Source organism: Cryobacterium sp. PH29-G1, from assembly GCF_030063365.1.
Lineage (GTDB): Bacteria > Actinomycetota > Actinomycetes > Actinomycetales > Microbacteriaceae > Cryobacterium.
Map to the genome: position 1 here is coordinate 79128 of NZ_JASISY010000016.1, position 17718 is coordinate 96845.

13 protein-coding genes and 3 pseudogenes are annotated in these 17718 nt (G+C 63.0%); 9 read left to right on the top strand and 7 right to left on the bottom strand.

All coding sequences use genetic code 11. The features are described 5' to 3' along the window. The first annotated feature begins 96 nt into the window (after positions 1 to 96). Positions 97 to 390 (top strand): serine O-acetyltransferase, encoded by a 294-nt coding sequence (locus QMK22_RS15915; RefSeq protein WP_283498643.1) that lies wholly within the window; start codon positions 97 to 99, stop codon positions 388 to 390. 549 nt (positions 391 to 939) lie between these two features. Here the strand turns inward: QMK22_RS15915 and QMK22_RS15920 are convergent. Continuing rightward, positions 940 to 1173: a hypothetical protein gene (locus QMK22_RS15920; protein WP_283498646.1), complete on the bottom strand. Its 234-nt coding sequence runs from the start codon at positions 1171 to 1173 to the stop codon at positions 940 to 942. Between the two features lie 22 nt (positions 1174 to 1195). On the opposite strand from QMK22_RS15920, the gene QMK22_RS15925 reads away from it, so the two are divergent. Beyond that, positions 1196 to 2497: an ISL3 family transposase gene (locus tag QMK22_RS15925; protein ID WP_283498634.1), complete on the top strand. Its 1302-nt coding sequence runs from the start codon at positions 1196 to 1198 to the stop codon at positions 2495 to 2497. Here QMK22_RS15925 and QMK22_RS15930 read toward each other — a convergent pair. The 3 genes and pseudogenes from QMK22_RS15930 to QMK22_RS15940 all read right to left on the bottom strand — a co-directional run bounded on the left by QMK22_RS15930 (position 2486) and on the right by QMK22_RS15940 (position 3423). Continuing rightward, entirely contained in the window at positions 2486 to 2752 is a 267-nt protein-coding gene (locus QMK22_RS15930) for a hypothetical protein (protein WP_283498635.1), read from the bottom strand. The two genes, QMK22_RS15925 and QMK22_RS15930, sit on opposite strands and share 12 nt — an antisense overlap. 174 nt (positions 2753 to 2926) lie before the next feature. Further along, positions 2927 to 3112: pseudogene (locus QMK22_RS15935) on the bottom strand (transposase); the annotation flags it as partial. Positions 3113 to 3156: 44 nt separating this feature from the next. Continuing rightward, positions 3157 to 3423 carry a transposase gene (locus tag QMK22_RS15940; RefSeq protein ID WP_283498636.1) on the bottom strand — a complete coding sequence of 89 codons (267 nt, stop codon included), beginning with the start codon at positions 3421 to 3423 and terminating at the stop codon, positions 3157 to 3159. Between the two features lie 129 nt (positions 3424 to 3552). Here QMK22_RS15940 and QMK22_RS15945 point away from each other — a divergent pair, with 129 nt between their 5' ends. Further along, positions 3553 to 4968 (top strand): O-antigen ligase family protein, encoded by a 1416-nt coding sequence (locus QMK22_RS15945; RefSeq protein WP_283498637.1) that lies wholly within the window; start codon positions 3553 to 3555, stop codon positions 4966 to 4968. Positions 4969 to 4973: 5 nt separating this feature from the next. On the opposite strand, the pseudogene QMK22_RS15950 reads toward QMK22_RS15945, so the two are convergent. Continuing rightward, positions 4974 to 5183 (bottom strand): annotated as a pseudogene (locus tag QMK22_RS15950) (IS3 family transposase); the annotation flags it as partial. An 18-nt stretch (positions 5184 to 5201) separates the two neighbouring features. After that, a pseudogene (locus tag QMK22_RS15955) lies at positions 5202 to 6461 on the bottom strand (ISL3 family transposase). Between QMK22_RS15955 and QMK22_RS15960 the strand changes: the two are divergent. Further along, positions 6363 to 6677 (top strand): hypothetical protein, encoded by a 315-nt coding sequence (locus tag QMK22_RS15960; RefSeq protein ID WP_283498647.1) that lies wholly within the window; start codon positions 6363 to 6365, stop codon positions 6675 to 6677. The pseudogene QMK22_RS15955 and the gene QMK22_RS15960 overlap by 99 nt on opposite strands. A gap of 165 nt (positions 6678 to 6842) precedes the next feature. On the opposite strand, the gene QMK22_RS17635 is transcribed toward QMK22_RS15960, so the two are convergent. Continuing rightward, positions 6843 to 8006: a glycosyltransferase gene (locus QMK22_RS17635; protein WP_502857873.1), complete on the bottom strand. Its 1164-nt coding sequence runs from the start codon at positions 8004 to 8006 to the stop codon at positions 6843 to 6845. A 657-nt stretch (positions 8007 to 8663) separates the two neighbouring features. Here QMK22_RS17635 and QMK22_RS15970 point away from each other — a divergent pair. The 5 genes from QMK22_RS15970 to QMK22_RS15990 all read left to right on the top strand — a co-directional run bounded on the left by QMK22_RS15970 (position 8664) and on the right by QMK22_RS15990 (position 17489). Further along, positions 8664 to 9905 (top strand): glycosyltransferase family 4 protein, encoded by a 1242-nt coding sequence (locus QMK22_RS15970; protein WP_283498638.1) that lies wholly within the window; start codon positions 8664 to 8666, stop codon positions 9903 to 9905. 31 nt (positions 9906 to 9936) lie between these two features. Next, a complete protein-coding gene (gene gmd / locus QMK22_RS15975; protein WP_283498639.1) occupies positions 9937 to 10983 on the top strand; it encodes a GDP-mannose 4,6-dehydratase in 1047 nt (348 codons plus the stop codon). Continuing rightward, positions 10980 to 11942, top strand: a complete 963-nt coding sequence (locus QMK22_RS15980; RefSeq protein ID WP_283498640.1) for a GDP-L-fucose synthase family protein — start codon at positions 10980 to 10982, stop codon at positions 11940 to 11942. The genes gmd and QMK22_RS15980 overlap by 4 nt, the downstream gene beginning before the upstream one ends. A 226-nt stretch (positions 11943 to 12168) precedes the next feature. After that, entirely contained in the window at positions 12169 to 16128 is a 3960-nt protein-coding gene (locus tag QMK22_RS15985; protein ID WP_502857876.1) for a Pls/PosA family non-ribosomal peptide synthetase, read from the top strand. 32 nt (positions 16129 to 16160) lie between these two features. After that, positions 16161 to 17489, top strand: coding sequence for a M1 family metallopeptidase (locus QMK22_RS15990; protein WP_283498641.1), 1329 nt, complete (start codon positions 16161 to 16163; stop codon positions 17487 to 17489). Positions 17490 to 17718: the final 229 nt, after the last annotated feature.

The window sequence follows — 17718 nt, forward strand, 5'->3', positions numbered from 1 at the left end:
GGCCGAACAGGACTTGCCTCTATCTGTAGGTCCATCGGCTACTTCTTTACGGGGGCAGATTTTGTTCCGGGATGTGAGGTTGGCCCGGGGCTTCTCATGCACCATCCGAGCGGGATCGTTATCGGAGGAGGAGCGATCTTGGGAAAGGGGTGCACCGTACTCCAACATGTCACTCTCGGTGAAAAATACGCAGTTGGCTCGGGCCCTCATCTTTATCCGAGGGTCGGCGATGACGTTGTGATAGGTGCTGGAGCGAAGTTACTTGGCGGCGTGCATATAGGCAACGGTGCTTCAATAGGTGCTAATGCTGTGGTTACGATTGACGTCCCGTCGGGAGCTGTGGCGGTGGGAATACCTGCGGTGTTGCTCAGTAGCGTGTCTGATATCTGAGTTATACCGTCCTTGGTGCGTGCTCGCTGAGGGTGACCGTACGGGGCTCACCTTCGTCAACGCCATATATGTCAACCTTGTATTTAGCTGCCGGGAATATCTCGGACAGTGGGCCCTCATAAATTGAGGTGTACCGGTAGTAGAGATCGGCAGGACCGCAGCGCGTAGGCGTTTCACCCAGGAGCTCAAAGAGAGCCTGTAAAGTCTTTTGTGTAAGTGTCGGGAATTGGTTAGAGGTGTGGGTTGATTCGGTTGGGGTAAATCATCACGAGTGTTGTCCGTCGCGTTATTTGACGATGGCGGCGTCATCGTCAGGGTGACGTGGTCGTCGTCACTCGTGACTCGTGACTCGTGACTCGGGCTTACTCGCTGTTCTCGGTGATCGCCGATTGTGCCGCGGTCAGGTCGACGATTGCTTTGTCGGCGGCGTAGGTCGCGATCAAAGCGGCGACGGCGAGGTTATTCACGGCGCGTGGATAACCTCGGGACGCGAGGTGGATGTGGCCTTGACCCCGGAGAGTGGACACGGGTTAAGCGGCGAGTTGGATCTCAGAGGCCTGTGACGAGTATTGCACCTCGAACTGGCGTGACATGCCCGATCGAGGAGTGCCGCTGGCGGCGGTTGTAGCGGTCCTCGATCCACTCCGCGACGCCTTGGATCGCGCGGGCCCGGGTGGGCCAAAGTGGCTCTTCGCAATTGAGGGTGTAGTTGAGGTGCGCGAAATAGGGCGCGTCGTTGGGCTGAAAGAGGTCGAGGCCTTCCCAAGATGGAAGTTCCAACACTGCCCATCAGGAAGACCTCGACATGTCCCAGACTACTTTTGCGAACCCGGATTTGACCACCTTTTGCCGGCTGGATGAGCTCGGCCTGCGCGCCGTCGGACAGCGCCTCGAGCACGGTCGTGCGGTGCTGGAGTGCCGCGTCGTCGAGCGTGACGATTGGTGCCACCACTGCGGCTGTCAGGGCATCCCTCGCGACACGGTCATTCGTCGCCTCGCCCACGAACCGTTGGGGTGGCGGCCGACGACACTGCTCGTGCGGGTGCGCCGCTACCTGTGCACAGGGTGCGGGCGAACATGGCGGCAAGACACCGGGAAAGCCGCCCCACCGAAAGCCAAGATTTCCCGCGGCGGACTGCGGTGGGCGCTGGCCGGAATCGTCATCAACCACCTCTCCGTCAGCCGCGTCGCGACCGGCCTCGGGGTGGCCTGGCACACCGCGAACAGCGCCATTCTGGCCGAGGGGAAACGGGTCCTGATCAACGACCCGGCCCGGTTCGACAACGTCACGGTCATCGGCGTCGACGAGCACGTCTGGCGCCACACCCGCAAGGGCGACAAGTTCGTCACCGTGATCATCGACCTCACCCCGGTGCGCACCAAAACCGGGCCATCCCGGCTGCTGGACATGGTCGAGGGCCGGTCGAAACAGGCATTCAAGCAGTGGCTCGCTGATCGCCCACAGAAGTGGAAAGACCGCATCGACGTCGTCGCGATGGACGGCTTCACCGGCTACACAACCGCCGCCAGCGAGGAACTCCCAGAAGCCGTTCCGGTGATGGATCCCTTCCACGTCGTGCGCCTCGCCGGCGACGCGTTGGACCGCTGTCGGCAACGGGTTCAACAACACACTCTCGGCCATCGTGGGCATGTGGGAGATCCGCTCTATCGAGCCCGCCGGACGCTGCACACCGGTCGTGATCTGCTCACCGATAAGCAACAAGACCGGCTGAGCGCCCTGTTCGACGGCGACGAGCACCTCGAGGTTCAGGCGACCTGGGGCATCTACCAGCGCATCATCGCCGCCTACCGGACCAACGACCGGAAGAACGGCAAGGCCATGATGCAAGCGGTGATCGACTCGATCAATCACGACGTCCCGAAGCTTCTAACGGAGCTCCACCGTCTCGGCCGAACCCTGAAACAGCGCTCTGCTGACATCCTCGCCTTCTTCGACAGACCTGGATCCTCGAACGGACCGACCGAGGCCATCAACGGACGGCTCGAGCACCTCCGCGGCACGGCCTTGGGCTTCCGAAACCTGACGCACTACATCGCCCGGTCGCTCCTCGAAGCTGGCGGATTTCGACCTCAACTACACCCCTGATTGCGAAGAGCCGGTTTCCGGCCATTTGAGCAGGTGGTTAGAACGGCGGGTTTTTGGGGTGTTTCCGTCGCCGTCGGCGGCGGGGGCGTCGGTGGTTCCGGTGGTCCATCCGGCCTCGGGATCGAGGAAGTCGTCTGGCCAGGGAGCCGGTCGCCCGGTGTCGTCCCACCAGCCGGTTTCATGGCCAGTAGGGACGATCTGCTGGTCTTCTTTGGTGGGTGCGAGGGGTTGCCCGGGACGTGTTGAAACGTTCATCGATGGTCCTGACTGCTGAGGTGAGGCTGAGGGTGGGTGGCCGTCTGCGGCCGCGATACGGGTTGCCCGGGCTGGTGCCAGGTCATTTCATGAGGGCGTGCTTCACGCGGTAGGACTCGCCGCTGAACTGGAGGAGCCGGCCGTGGTGGACGATTTGGCCCGTTCAGACTCCGTGACCTCGGTCTGCCCGGTCTCGTTGCGAGCCTTGAACGCGCTCACCCACCGGCCCAGCGTGGCCTCGTTCACACCGAGCTCGCGGGCGACGGTCGCGACCGCTCTGCCGGTGGTGATGACCAGCTTCACGGCCTCGTCTTTGTACTCAGGGGTGAAGCCCCGACGTGATCTTGCCATAGTGAACATTCTCTCTTGTGAGGTGTCTACTCGACGGGGTCAGGGCCAATCAATCAGATTGTCTCAATAACTTGACGGGCGCAGTCCCGGTTTTCGCGCTTGAGGCGCTTGATCTCCTCGAGCTCTTCGCTCGTTGGGCCGGTCCGTTCTCCCGCGTCGGATTGCGCCTGCCTGACCCACTTCCGCAACGTCTCCGGGCCGACACTGAGCTTGGGTGCCAGTTCGCGGCACGCGGCCCACATCGACGGGTAATCCTGCACACGATCAAGCGTCATACGAACCGCTCGCTCACGAACCTCATCTGGGTATTTCTTGGGCATAACCGAATCCTTTCACTAGAAAGAAAGCGGCAGGAAATCAGGGACGGTTCAGGTTTCTTCAGGTTGAGGTCTTCAACGGTGAGGCCGCCCTTCAACCTAAGATGAAGGTTGACGCATAGGGGGAGACTGTTGGGTATTGTTCGGCTGCCACCGATTGGTCTGACGTTTGTGTTGCTCGCGATCGGTGGTGCATTCACGATTGCATGTGTCTACGCAGTTGTGATCGATCCGGTCGTCGGCATCGGTGTGACCCTTTCGCCACTCCTGCTCTATGCAATCCTGACGAGGTCATGGGCGCGGGCCGTAGCAGTTATTGGTGGCGGTATGGTCGTCCTCGGCGGGTCTGAAATAGGCTCAAGTAAAGTTATCTATGCCGTGATTGTTCTGCTGAGCACCTTAGTTTCCGCGTACCGAATTATGACGGCACCGCCCGCTTGGGCGCCCTTTTTTCGCCCACTTCTGGGTCTAGGCGCTGCGTTCATGCTCGTACTAGTGATTGGGGCCCTACTGGGCGTTCAGGACGGAACGCCGTTTGAGGCGGTTGTGCGCCAGTCGATCTTTTATCTCCTAATCATCGCCGCACCGCTGATCGGCATCGACGCAGGTAGCGCTTTGAAACCGCAGACGATCTATGCAGTAGTCTGGAGCGTTGGCCTCATCGCAGCGGTCGGATTCGCCACGGACTGGTTGACACGCCGCGGCGTGTCATCGATTGATGTGGGTCAATTCGTCCTCTCAAGTCTGGTCCTTCCTGCTTTTGCGTTCTCATTAGCGTTGGTTCAGGCAACGCTGTCCGCGGGCGCTTGGCGTCGTGTTCTTTGGGTAGTGCCGCTCGTAGTGATTCCTGTCGCGCTACTCGTAACTGGGACACGAACGAACCTGATCGTTTTCGCTGCTGTACTTGGTGTTATTGGTACAACCTCAAAGTATCGCGTCCCCTTGAGGCGCATGTTTATGCTCGTCTCTGTTTGTTTGCTAGCAGGGTTGTCTCTTTTCCCATTGGTTGTGAGTGCAGTCGTAAGTCGACCTGAGTTCATACAGCAGCGCATTTCTTATTTATTGCAGCTGTTTTCGGGTAATTTGGCGGGGGATCAGTCCTATGCGCTGCGGGAGCAGCAGAACACCACTGCCCTTCGACTGATCGAACAAAGGCCCCTCTTCGGTCACGGAGTGGGATACGGAATCGGCCAGACCCTCGATACCCCCCTTGCAACCGTGGTGAAACTTGGCATCGTTGGGACGATTTCCTTGCTCGTATTCTTGGTCGTGGCCGTCGTTCTCATCGAGAAGTTGGGCCAGCTGCACGGATACTCTGCGGCTCAAACGGCTGTCCGCGGACTGATTGTCGTCCTATTTTTGAGTATTCCGTTTGGAACCCCGTTAGAAGACCATGGGTTCGGCTTCACACTTCTTCTCATGTTTACTGCCGTCGCTTCTGAAATGACCAAGAGATACACGCTATCGGGACCGCTCATCTCCACCCAAAGGGTCGGTCCCCGCAGCACATCAGGGACTGCCCCGAGTTCAGTTGACTCAAAGGGTTAGGGGTTTCAGGCGGCGTTGAGGGCCATGTTTATTGTCTCAAACTCGATCGGGGTGAGCTTGCCGAGGCGGCGTTGACGGCGCTTGCGGTGATAGGTCCGCTCGATCCAGACCACCATCGCGAGCCGCAGTTCTTCTCGGGTTGACCACCGCTGCCGGTCGAGGACGTTCTTCTGGAGCAAGGCGAAAAATGACTCCATCGCGGCGTTGTCGCCGCATTAACCGGCTCTTCGCAATCATGAGTGTATTAGGGGTCGGAATCCGCCAGCTTCAAGGAGCGACCGGGCGATGTAGTGCGTCAGATTGCGAAAGCCCAAGGCCGTACCGCGAAGGTGCTCGAGTCGGCCGTTGATGGACTCGGTCGGTCCGTTCGAGGATCCCGGTCTGTCGAAGAAGTCGAGGATGTCGGCGGCGCGCTGTTTCAAGGTCCGGCCGAGTCGGTAACGCTCAGTCAGGAGCGGCGGCACGTCTTGGCTGATCGCATCGATCACCGCTTCCATCATGACCTTTCCCGTCTTCCTGTCATTGGTCCGGTAGGCGGCGACGATGCGCTGGTAGATGCCCCAGGTCGCCTGAACCTCAACGTGCGTGTCGCTGTCGAACAGGGCGTTCAGCCGGTCTTGCTGCTTGTCGGTGAGCAGATCACGACCGGTGTGCAGGGTCCGCCGGGCGCGATAGAGCGGATCTCCCGCGATGGCCGAGTGTCTGTTGTTGGACTCGTTGCCGGCAGCGGTCCGAGGCGTCGCCGGCGAGGCGCAGAACGTGAAAGGGATCCATCACCGGAACCGCCTCGGGGATTTCCTAGCTGGCGGCGGTTTTGTAGCCGGTGAAGCCGTCCATCGCGACGACGTCGATGCGGTCTTTCCACTTCTGTGGGCGATCAGCGAGCCACTGCTTGAACACCTGCTTCGATCTGCCCTCAACCATGTCCAGCAGCCGGGATGGCCCGGTTTTGGTGCGTACCGGGGTGAGGTCGATGATCACGGTGACGAACTTGTCGCCCTTGCGAGTGTGGCGCCAGACATGCTCGTCGACGCCGATGACCGTGAGGTTGTCGAACTGTGTCGGGTCGTTGATCAGCACGCGTTCCCGTCGGCCAGCACAGCGCTGTTCGCGGTGTGCCAGGCCCCCGAGACCAGCCGCGACCCGGCTGACGGAGAGGTGGCTGACGACGATGTCAGCCAACGCGCACCGCAGCCCCCGCGGGATATCTTTGCTCTCGGCGGTGCCGCTTTCCCGGTGTCCTGCCGCCATGTTCGCCCGCACCCGGTGCACAGGTAGCGGCGGACCCGAACGAGCAGTGTCGTCGGCCGCCACCCCAACGGTTCGTGCGCGAGGCGACGAATGACCGTGTCTCGTGGCGCCCCCTGGCAGCCACAGTGGTGGCACCAATCGTCATGCTCGACGACGCGGCACTCCAGTACCGCACGACCGTTGTCGAGGTGCTGCCCGAAGGCGCGAAAGCCGAGTTCATCCAGCCGGCAAAGGTTGGTCAAATCCGGGTTCGCAAAAGTAGCCTGGGACAGGTCGAGGTCTTCCTGATGGGTCGTGTTGGAACTTCCATCTTGGGAAGGCCGCGACCTCTTTCAGCCCAACGACGCGCCCGTTCTGCGCACCTCAACTTCACCCTCAATTGCGAAGAGCCACATAAGAGTGTCACGGTATTCTTTTTGACTAGGAAGCATATATCGGCCAGCGAAACAGCCCGGTGACGGGGCCAGAGATACAGTATACTCGTTCGAACTAACGTGCTCAAAGTCAGGACAGAGCCGCCCGAGGCTGGATATGTCTTGTTTAGATCGGCCGTACCGTATGAACCGGGAGACCGAGGTCCCACACAACAATCTTTCGGCAGTTTGATTTGTCGAACTGGGTTACTACTTGCTGTTTTGAGGGAGGGTCGCAGTCGCGCTTGTGTATTCCTTTACTAGCGCAACTAACACTGCGCTCATTGAGAATTCGTTTAGGGAGGCAGTCCTAGCTTTTTGTCCGGCAGCTGCCAATGACTGAGGGTCCCGGAGGAAGGCTTCAACTGCTTTGATCAGGGCGTCGAGGTCCTCGGTCACCACCGACCCCGCAGAGTACGCTTTTACTATGGGAGCCAATCCACATGATTCTGTGACGATTACTGGTTTCCCAAGTGACATGGCTTCTAGAACGGACATCGGGTAAGGCTCGTCGATTGAGGGGAGTACGTAAAGGTCGCATTGTGACATTCTTTCAGTGGTCTTTTCGGGCGACAGAGCGCCTTCCCACGTCACCGACGGGCTCTCGCGACTACTCTCCTCAAGTATCCGACGGATCTCCTGCCCCTCTCCTTCGTCCGGGCCCACCATCGCGAAGCGGACAGTCGGATGCTCGTTCCGTAGTGCCAGAGCCATTTGCGCAAAGGACTGTGGTCGCTTTCTAGGGTGCAAACGAGCTAAAAATAGCACCTCCAAACCTTGAGTCCTCTTCCGCATCTCCACCTCGGTTAGCGTTACCTGGGCGACTACCGGCACTCCGTTATTTAGGCCCAGAATTTGAAGTCCAGCACCCGCGACTTCAATCAACCCCAAGCGTTCGCGAGGTGTGAGGTAGAAGACGCGCTTTGCAGAGCGCAGTATTCTGCGAGTCAGGAGTCTATCCAATGGGCCAGCTAAGGGGTTCTTCGACGGCATGACCATTCCGTGCGTTTGTAGTACGTATGGTACGCGCATCCTTCTTGCCAGCGCAGCTGAGGGTAACGTGACAAGGTCTCGTCCGAGATGGACGTGGACAACATCCGTCGAAGTGAGCTCCGTTCGGAGCCACCGCTGCAAACCGGGTGCAGTGAGACTCGCAAACCCCGTTCTGCTGATCAATCTCCTCGCCGGGAACAACTTCACAGGGACTCCGTCAAAAGTTGTAGGTAGCTCGGGTCCGAAGCCCTCGGCACCTGCGGCTAAAACAGCATCGTGGCCCGCATCGAGCAGTGCTCGTACTTGGTTGACAGCTACTCTGACTGGCCCGCCATATGCCCCGTCCGGCGAGATGAGCGTCACCACTTGAATTACTCGCATAGAGTGTCTTTCTCGGGAGGCCCGAACCGAAAACGCGTCCCCGTTTCAGTGGATGGCCGCGGCTTAACGATTGTGTTAGGACTTATATCTGAGGCAATGACTGTCATCGGGCCTACAAGCGCTGACCGTCCCACCTTGACGCCCCCGAGAACTACGCATCTGGACGAGATCCAGGCGCCTGCATCAATTTCGATGGGTTTGGTGAGAAGCTTCATATCGGCCCTGTGTGCGTGACTACCCGTCGTAAGAAAAGTTTCCTGGGAGATGACGACGTCGTGCCCGACGTAAATATGATTTTGATTGTGAAACCATACGCCTTCACCGATCCACGAATTGTCCCCAACATGAAGTTTCCACGGGAATTTTACGCGAGTGCGCGGACGGAAGATCACGCCATCGCCGATCTCGGCTCCGAAAGCTCGAAGGGCCTTCACTCGCACGATTGAACTAATCTGCCAGGGATTGGTCACCAGAAGAAGTTCGACAACAGCCCAGAGGTAGACGACCGACCTGGGACGATCCCATGCTGCGCGTTCTCCGGGAGCATCCGATAGTGAAATTACTGGGATGTCATCCCTGTTTGGCGTTCGCTCGCTTGCCATGCACAGTCCGCCCCCGATTTGTGTTGGGTTACATATGATCCAATAGTCTGGAAAAATGCGGCCCAATTCATTAATTTCAATCCTAAGCCTTCATTTCCCACCGGAGAGCACAGGGAATGCGCCGTACGTAGGATCGTTGACGGAGGGGCTGAGAGATCAGAATTTCAACGTACGCGTTCTCACCGGCCAACCGCACTACCCCGATGGAGTTTTTCGAGCCGGCTACAGGCGCTGGCGACGCACAGACGAGATTGGTGGCGCTAAAGTGACGCGGCTGCGCCATTTTTTGCCTCGGATGCCCACGAGTAGTATGCGGCTGTTGTCTGAAGTCTCATTCGGGATACGTCTCCTTTTTGCTAGGTGGGGCGCAGCCGATGTTGTTGTGCTCGTGTCGCCGGCTCTGTTCTCAACAGCAATAGCGATGCTTCGGGCGAAGTGCAGTCTGAGGAAACCGGCAGTTGTGGTGTGGGTGCAAGACCTTTACAGCCTTGGGGTCATGGAAACGGGAGCGGGCGGTATCGCGGTTCAGTTCGCGATGAAATGGGTTGAATCAAAAACGCTAAAGTCGGCGACCAAAGTTGTCGTGATCCACTCACGGTTTGCCACTTACCTTGTTGATGTGCTCGGGGTTGACCCAACTCGAGTCGAAGTAATTCGCAACTGGACTCATCTCGCAGCTGCGCCTGAACCGAACATCAAGACTGCTCGAGCTGGGCACGGATGGTCGCACGACGAGACTGTGGTGCTTCACGCTGGCAACATGGGAGGAAAACAGGGCCTTGAGAATGTGGTTGATGCAGCACGCTTGGCAGAGGAGCAAAAACTCCCGATCCGGTTCGTATTATTGGGTAATGGTAACCAAAGGAAAGCACTTGAAGAATACGCTCAAGGTATAGAAAGACTGCAGTTTCTAGACTCGCTTGGCGACGACTTATTTCAGGCTGCTCTTGCTAGCGCTGACATTCTTCTAGTCAACGAAAAGCCGGGAGTTTCGGAGATGTCGGTGCCGAGTAAGCTCACGTCTTACTTTGGCGCCGGCCGTCCCGTTCTGGCAGCGACCGATCCTCATGGTGTGACGGCCGCAGAAATCAATTTGGCTTTGGGGGGCCTCGTCATCCAATCAGGTGAGCCACAGTTGCTCATCGACGCGTGTATGGAATTGCGAGACCATCCCCAGCAAGCCTCCTTGTACGCCGAAAACGGGCTGCGATATCGTCGTGACGTGTTAGGTCAAGCAGCCGCTATTGATCAATTCTCCAGTCTGTTCTTGGAATTGTTGCAAAAGCGAAGAGTCTAGAATCATACAAGTTGATCAAAATGGGGGAGTCATGGCAAAACGCGCGTTCATCACAGGTATCACGGGGCAAGACGGCTCCTACTTGGCCGAGCTGCTGCTGGCCAAGGGGTATGAGGTGCACGGTCTGATTCGCCGGGCATCCACTTTCAATACCTCGCGCATCGACCACCTTTATGTCGACCCGCACGACGAGGGCGCGAAGCTCTTTCTGCACTACGGCGACCTGAGTGACGGATCGCGACTGGTCACCCTACTTGCCAAGATTCAGCCCGACGAGGTTTACAACCTGGCCGCGCAGTCGCACGTGCGCGTCTCGTTTGACGAACCCGAGCACACCGCGGATACGACGGGCATGGGCACCATTCGCCTGCTTGAAGCCGTGCGCATGGCCGGCATTCAGTGCCGGTTCTACCAGGCGTCGAGCTCGGAGATGTTCGGCGCCACCCCGCCGCCTCAGAACGAAGACACCCCGTTCTACCCGCGCTCGCCCTACGGCGCAGCGAAGGTCTACAGCTACTGGATCACCAAGAACTACCGCGAGGCCTACGACATGTTTGCCGTGAACGGCATTCTGTTCAACCACGAATCGCCGCGCCGCGGTGAAACCTTCGTGACGCGCAAGATCACCCGCGCCGTGGCCGCCATTCAGGCCGGCCAGCAAGACCACGTGTACCTCGGCAACCTCGACTCCGTTCGCGACTGGGGCTACGCCGCCGAATACGTGGAAGGCATGTGGCGCATGCTGCAGGCCGACGAGCCCGAAGACTTCGTGCTCGCGACCGGCGGCAGCTTCACCGTGCGCGACTTCGTTGAAGCCTCGTTCACCCGCGCCGGCCTCGACTGGGAGAAGCACGTGCGCTTCGATGAGCGCTACCTGCGCCCCACCGAGGTTGACGCTCTCGTGGGCGACGCCTCCAAGGCGGCTGACGTGCTGGGCTGGGTTCCCGAGGTCGACACCGCAGAACTGGCGCGCATCATGGTGGACGCCGACATTGAGCTGCTGAAGCACCGCGGCGGCGAATGGATTGACCAGCCCAAGCTCGCCAGCTGGGGCACAGCGCTGGTCGCCGCCCAGTGACCTTCGTACCGGCACCTCTCGACCGCACGTCAACGTTCTATGTGGCCGGGCACCGCGGCCTCGTGGGATCGGCCATTTGGCGCCTGCTCGAGGCTGAAGGATTCACCGACCTGGTCGGGCGCACCTCGGCCGAGCTCGACCTGAAGGATCGCGCGGCCGTGTTCGCGTTCTTCGCCGAAACCAAGCCACGCTACGTGGTCTTGGCCGCGGCCAAGGTGGGCGGAATTTTGGCCAACGACACCTATCCGCTCGACTTTTTGAGTGAGAACCTGCAGATTCAGGTGAACGTGCTCGATGCCGCCGTGGCGGCCGGCGTGGAACGCCTGCTGTTTCTCGGGTCGTCGTGCATCTACCCACGGCTGGCCGAGCAGCCGATTCGGGAGGATTCGCTGCTCACCGGGCATCTCGAGCCCACCAACGACGCCTATGCGATCGCGAAGATCGCGGGCATTTTGCAGGTGCAGGCCGTGCGGCGTCAGCTGGGGCTGGCGTGGATCTCGGCAATGCCGACCAATCTGTATGGGCCGGGAGACAACTTCTCGCCGGTGGGCTCGCACGTGCTGCCGGCGCTGATTCGACGCTACGACGAAGCCGCGGCTTCTGGGGCTGCGTCGGTGACGAACTGGGGCACCGGCACGCCGCGACGCGAGTTTTTGCACGTGGACGATATGGCATCCGCTTGTTTGCACCTGATGGAGCACTATGACGGGCCGGAGCAGGTGAACGTGGGTACCGGGTCGGATGTGACGATTCGCGAGATCGCGGAGACCATTGCTCGGGTGGTCGGGTTCACGGGCACAACGGAGTGGGACACGTCCAAGCCCGACGGCACACCGCAGAAGCTGCTCGACGTGTCGAAGCTGGCCGACGCCGGGTGGACCTCGTCGATTGGGCTCGAAGACGGGCTGCGGTCGACGGTGGAGTGGTACCGCGCGCAGGCCGGGGTGCTGCGGGAGTAGAGGCGGGTCTCGACGAGCTCGACCGTTCGTCCCGGTCGAAGACTCGGGGAGAACTCTATGCTGGCCAGATGCAGCCTCTTTCACCCGTCGACTTGGCCGTCACGGTGTTCGTCAACGAAACGAGAGGCGTGGTGCGCTTCGGGCTGTTTACCTGCGCTTAACCGGCGAGTTCTAGACTGGGAGCTGGTAGGCGTGCCGGGCGGCCACGACCTGAATGGGGAGTCGTGTGAGTGAGCAGCAGCACAACGTAGACGAGACGGCGCACGCGCAGAGCGTGCTGGCGGCGGGGCACCTGGCTACTCCGGCTCGCACGCTGGCCGACATTTTGGCGCAAACCGCGGCCGAGCATCCGCATGCCCTCGCCCTCGAAGACGCGGCCGGAACCATCAGCTACCGCGGCCTGCTGCGGCGGGTGCAGGCGCAGGCCAACGAGCTGAGCCTGGCCGGGGTGCGCCGCGGCGACACCGTGGGCATTCGCATTCCTTCGGGCACCCGCGACCTCTACGTGTCAATTCTGGCCACCCTGTTCGTGGGCGCCGCCTACGTGCCGGTCGACGCTGACGACCCCGAGGAACGCGCCCGGCTGGTCTTCGCCGAGGCGCACGTGGTGGGCATCATCGGCGAGCACAGCGTGTTCGCGCCGCGCGCGCAGCTCGACCTGCAGGCGCTGCGTGCTCGACCGGTGCCCGCCCACGACGACCCGGCGTTGGTTTTTCCCGGCGCCACCATTCCCGCCCCGGGCGATGACGCCTGGGTCATCTTCACCTCGGGCTCCACTGGGGTGCCCAAGGGCGTGGCCGTCACGCACCGCTCGGCGGCGGCCTTCGTCGACGCCGAGGCCCAGCTGTTTCTGCGCGACGAGCCCATCGGCATTCACGACCGGGTGCTGGCCGGGCTCTCGGTGGCGTTCGACGCGAGCTGCGAAGAGATGTGGCTGGCCTGGCGCAACGGGGCCTGCCTGGTACCGGCCCCGCGCTCGCTCGTGCGCAGCGGCGCCGACCTCGGCCCCTGGCTCATCAAGCACGGCATCACCGTGGTCTCCACCGTGCCCACCCTCGCCGCGCTCTGGCCCGAGGAATCGCTCGAAGCGGTGCGCCTGCTCATCTTCGGCGGCGAGGCCTGCCCGCCCGAGCTGGTGGCCCGCATCAACACCCGTGGCCGCGAAGTGTGGAACACCTACGGCCCCACCGAGGCTACCGTCGTGGCCTGCGGCGCCCTCGTCGACGGCATCGGAGAGATGCGCATCGGCTTGCCGCTCGACGGCTGGAATCTCGCCGTCGTCGACGCCCAAGGCGAGCGCGTGGCCGCAGGCGAAACCGGCGAACTGATCATTGGCGGCGTGGGCCTGGCCCGCTACCTCGACGCCGAAAAAGACGCCGAGAAGTATGCCCCGCACCCGCAGCTCGGCTGGGCGCGCGCCTACCGCAGCGGCGACCTCGTGCGCTTCGACCCGGCCGGTCTGGTCTTCGCCGGCCGCGCCGACGACCAGGTCAAACTCGGTGGTCGCCGCATCGAGCTGGGCGAAGTGGATGCCGCCCTCAACGCTCTTTCCGAGGTGGCCGGCGGCGCCGCCGTGGTACAGACCACCCCGGCCGGCAACCACGTGCTCGTCGGCTACATTGCCCTGACGAACCCGGCGCAGCCGTTCGACCGTAAAGCCGCCATCGCCAGGCTGCGCGAAGAACTGCCCGCCGCGCTGGTGCCGCTGCTGGCCATCGTCGATTGCCTGCCCACCCGCACCTCGGGCAAGGTCGACCGGGGCGCGCTGCCCTGGCCGCTGCCCGCCGTGGCCGAGGACGGGGCCGAGGGCGCGGCCACCCTCACGCCGACGGCGGCGTGGCTGGCCGAGGCGTGGGCATCCATTTTGGGCGTGCCGGTCTCGGGGCCCGATGATGATTTCTTTGCCCAGGGCGGCGGCTCGCTCTCGGCGGCCCAGTTTGTGTCGGCGGTGCGCGCCCGGCACCCCGAAACCACCGTGGCCGACCTCTACGACCACCCGCGCATCGGCTCACTCGCCGACGAGCTCGACGCCCGCACGCCGGTGACCCCGCCGGTGCTGCGCACGGTGCTGCCGACGCCGGCGCGCAGCCAGCTCGCCCAGACGCTGCTCGGCATTCCGCTGCACGTGCTCAGCGGTGCCCGCTGGCTGGTCTATCTGGCCATTGCCAACAACCTGCTGAGCCTGGCCGGCGCGAGCTTTGCGCCGACGCTGTCGTGGTGGTGGGTGGCGCTGGGGTTTGCCGTGTTCGTCACCCCGCCGGGCAAAATGCTCATTGCCGTCGTGGCCGCCCGGCTGCTGCTGCGCGGTGTCGTGCCCGGCAACTATCCGCGCGGCGGCTCGGTGCACCTGCGGTTGTGGCTGGCCGAGCAGATTGCGCTGCTCGTTGACGCGGCGAGCCTGGCCGGCGCGCCCTGGATCAGCTACTACGCCCGCGCGCTCGGCGCCGAGATCGGCCCCGACGTTGACCTGCACTCGCTGCCGCCGGTCACCGGCATGCTCAGCATCGGTGCGCAGGCCTCCGTCGAGCCCGAGGTAGACCTGGCCGGGCACTGGATCGACGGCGACGTGCTGCGCATCGGCCACGTGCACGTGGGCGCCGACGCCCGCATCGGCAGCCGCAGCACCCTGCTCGGCGGTTGCCACGTGGGCAACGGCGCCGAGATTGAACCCGGTGCCGCGGTGTCGTCGCGGGTGCCGGCGGGGGAGCGTTGGGCCGGTTCTCCAGCCCGGCGAGTGGGGTCGACCCGCCAGGTGTGGCCGGCCGAACGCCCGCCGCGGGCCAGTCGCTGGCTGAGTGCCTTCGCCACCGGCTCGGTCGCCATGACCATGATTCCCACTCTGGCCCTGCTGCTCGGCGCGGTCATCGTGGGCGCCGTGGTGGGTCACACCGACAGTCTCGGCGTGGCCGTGCTGCGCGCCGCCCTGATCATGCCGGTGGCCGTCATCGCCGGCGGCCTGGCCTATGCGCTGCTCGTGATCGCGGCCGTACGCGCCCTCGGCGTGGGCCTGCGCGAGGGCTACTACCCGGTGCGCAGCCGCATCGGCTGGCAGGTGTGGATGACCGAACGCATTCTCGACGGCGCCCGCACCGTGTTGTTTCCGGTGTACGCGAGCCTGCTCACCCCCACCTGGCTGCGGCTGCTCGGGGCCAAGGTGGGCGCCGACGTCGAGGCGTCGACCGTGCTGCTGCTGCCCTCGCTCACCACCATCGCGCCGGCCGCATTTCTCGCCGACGACACCATGGTGGCCTGCTACGAACTCGGCGGCGGCTGGATGCACATCGGCCCGGCCAAGGTGGGCCGCCGGGCATTTCTGGGCAACAGCGGCATGGCTGGCCCCGGCCGTACCGTGCCGCGCAACGGTCTGGTCGCGGTGCTCTCCTCCACCCCGCGCAAGGCCAAACGCGGCTCGAGCTGGCTCGGCAACCCGCCCGCGCGACTGCGCCGCAGGCAAACGGATGCCGACGACTCCCGCACCTTCCACCCTCCCGTTCGGCTCAAGGTCGCCCGCTCGCTGTGGGAACTCCTGCGCATCGTGGCCGGTTTCACCACCGCGTGGATCGCCCTGCTCGTGCTCGCGCTGCTCGATCTGCTCTGGTTGCAGCTCGGCCTCGGCGCGGCGATCGCGCTCTCCGGCGTGGTGATGCTTGTGGCCGGTGCGGTGGCGGCCGGGGTGACAACGGTGGTCAAGTGGTCTTTGGTGGGGCGCATTGACGCGTCGGAGCATCCGCTCTGGTCGTCGTTCATTTGGCGCAACGAGGTGTCGGACAGCTTCGTGGAGATGGTGGCCCGGCCCTGGTTTGCCGAGAAGGCCTCGGGCACGCCGGCGCTCGCCGTGTGGCTGCGCACCCTGGGCGCACGGGTGGGGCGCGGCGTCTGGTGCGAAAGCTACTGGCTGCCCGAAGCCGACCTCGTGCAGCTGGGCGCGGGCAGCACGGTCAACCGCGGCTGTGTGGTGCAGACGCACCTGTTTCACGACCGCATCATGCAGTTAGATGCCGTGGTGCTCGCCGACGGCGCCACCCTCGGACCGAACGGTGTCATTCTGCCGGCGGCGCGCATCGACGCGGGAGCCACGGTGGGGCCCGGCTCGCTGGTAATGCGCGGCGAACGGGTGCCCACCGGGTCGCTCTGGTCGGGCAACCCGATCGCCCCGTGGCACCAGCCGCCGTGGGCCGGCCAATAACCTCGTCGTGAAAATCGTGGAATAGTTAAGCGGTGCCTCAGACTGTGCAGACCACCTACGGCTCGGCCAGCGCCGGGGACCCTTATAACGCGGCCGGCGGTAACGGCGGCTATACCGCCGAGCACTACGACCTCAACCTGGACTATCGGGTCACCACCAACCGGTTGAACGCCACGGCGGTCATCACCATGCGGGCCCTGATGCGGCTCGACCGGTTCAGCCTGGACTTTGCCGGGCTGAGCATGGAGAAGGTCACCGTGAACGGCCAGCGGCCGGCCAAGGTCACGCACAGCGCTCGCAAACTCGTGATCACCCTCGCCACGACCATTGAAGCCGGGGCGGAATTTGAGGTGGTGGTGCGCTATCGCGGGGCGCCGCATCCGGTGCGTAGTGCCTGGGGCGATGTGGGCTGGGAAGAACTCGACGATGGCGTGCTCGTGTCGGGGCAGCCGTGTGGGGCGCCGTCGTGGTTTCCGTGCAACGATCACCCGAGCAACAAGGCCACGTATCGCATCACGGTCGCCTGCGAATCCGGCTACACGGTGGTCTCGAACGGGGTGTTGTCGGCGCGGTCGAGCCGGTCGGGTCGCACTTCGTACACCTTCGATGTGCGCGAACCGATGGCCACCTACCTGGCCACGGTGCTGATCGGTCGCTACCGGCGCCGCGACCTGGCGGCCGCTCCGGTGGCGCACAGCCTGTTCTTTCCGGCCGAGCTGGCCACCCGGGTGGGCACCGATTTTGCCCGCCTCAGCGAGATGATCGCGTTCTTCACCGACCGGTTCGGACCCTACCCGTTTGCGTCGTACTCGGTGGTGGTCACCGAGGACGAGCTGGAGATTCCGCTCGAGGCGCACGGCCTGGCCGTGTTCGGAAGCAACCATGTTGACGGCGAGCACGGCAGTGACCGGCTGATCGCCCACGAACTGGCGCACCAGTGGTACGGCAACAGCCTCACCGTGGCTCGCTGGCACGACATCTGGTTGCAGGAAGGCTTCGCCTGCTACGCCGAATGGCTCTGGGAGGAGCAGCGCGGCGGACGCAGCGCCGACACCCTCGCCGCGCTGCACCGCAGCAAGGTGGCGGCATTGCCGCGCGACATTGTGGTGGGCGATCCCGGACCAAAGGACATGTTCGATGACCGCGTCTACAAGCGCGGTGCGCTGGCGCTGCACGCCATCCGCAAATCGCTCGGTGACGACGCCTTCTTCGCGGCCCTGCGCGCTTACACCGCGGCCCGGCGGCACGGCCACGTCTCCACCCCCGACTTCGTGGAGTTCTTCTCCGAGCACACCGGAAGCCGCGCGATCGCCGGCTTCGTAACCCGCTGGGTGCAGGAGTCGGCCCTGCCGAGCCTCTAGCCTCTGGCCTCTGGCCTCTGGCCGCTGGCCGCTGGCCTCTGGCCGCTGGCCTCTGGCCGCTGGCCTCTGGCCTCTGGCCTCTCGCTGCGCGCTCTTCCCCTGCCGCGCGATGTCAAGCTGTGTGGAGTCACCGGAGTTAGTTTTTGACGCTTCTGTCGGGAAGATGATTGATTCCGACGACGCCGGCGGGTGCCGGTGTGGTGGGTCGTGCACAGAATCGTTCCGGATG

Excerpts from the sequence above, each read along its gene's own strand:
- QMK22_RS15915 (WP_283498643.1), top strand. The coding sequence starts at position 97 with ATGCACCATCCGAGCGGGATCGTTATCGGAGGAGGAGCGATCTTGGGA.
- gmd (WP_283498639.1), top strand. The coding sequence starts at position 9,937 with ATGGCAAAACGCGCGTTCATCACAGGTATCACGGGGCAAGACGGCTCC.
- QMK22_RS15925 (WP_283498634.1), top strand. The coding sequence starts at position 1,196 with ATGTCCCAGACTACTTTTGCGAACCCGGATTTGACCACCTTTTGCCGG.
- QMK22_RS15960 (WP_283498647.1), top strand. The coding sequence starts at position 6,363 with ATGCTCGACGACGCGGCACTCCAGTACCGCACGACCGTTGTCGAGGTG.
- QMK22_RS15970 (WP_283498638.1), top strand. The coding sequence starts at position 8,664 with ATGCGGCCCAATTCATTAATTTCAATCCTAAGCCTTCATTTCCCACCG.
- QMK22_RS17635 (WP_502857873.1), bottom strand. The coding sequence starts at position 8,006 with ATGCGAGTAATTCAAGTGGTGACGCTCATCTCGCCGGACGGGGCATAT.
- QMK22_RS15930 (WP_283498635.1), bottom strand. The coding sequence starts at position 2,752 with ATGAACGTTTCAACACGTCCCGGGCAACCCCTCGCACCCACCAAAGAA.
- QMK22_RS15940 (WP_283498636.1), bottom strand. The coding sequence starts at position 3,423 with ATGCCCAAGAAATACCCAGATGAGGTTCGTGAGCGAGCGGTTCGTATG.